Source organism: Denitromonas iodatirespirans, from assembly GCF_018524365.1.
Lineage (GTDB): Bacteria > Pseudomonadota > Gammaproteobacteria > Burkholderiales > Rhodocyclaceae > Nitrogeniibacter > Nitrogeniibacter iodatirespirans.
In genome coordinates, this window is the sequence record NZ_JAEKFT010000179.1 from 1 (window position 1) to 250 (window position 250).

Sequence of the window (250 nt, forward strand, 5' to 3'; positions counted from 1 at the left end):
GCTGTGCCTCAGGCTGTGAGGGGTAATGTTTTTTTAAGGCCGCAGCCGGCCACCACCTTGCGCAGCGTCAGCTGTACGCCGCCACGGTCGAGCGGCGTGCGTGCGAGCGCCGCCCCCTTGAGGCCGGAGCAAGTCAAGATAGTTGTCGCCTGATTCATGCAACCAACCGTTTTATGTCTTCAGCATGACCGTGGCCGCAAATGGCCGCATCACGCTCCGGATTGAGCGTGACCGCACCGATTGGCGTCCA

Annotated in this window: 1 protein-coding gene; it reads right to left on the bottom strand. The window is 61.6% G+C overall.

Translation table 11 applies throughout. From position 1 onward, the window contains the following. Positions 1–8 precede the first annotated feature (8 nt). On the bottom strand, positions 9–158 hold the full coding sequence (locus tag I8J34_RS24460) for a hypothetical protein (protein ID WP_214364224.1): 150 nt from the start codon (positions 156–158) through the stop codon (positions 9–11). Positions 159–250 lie beyond the last annotated feature (92 nt).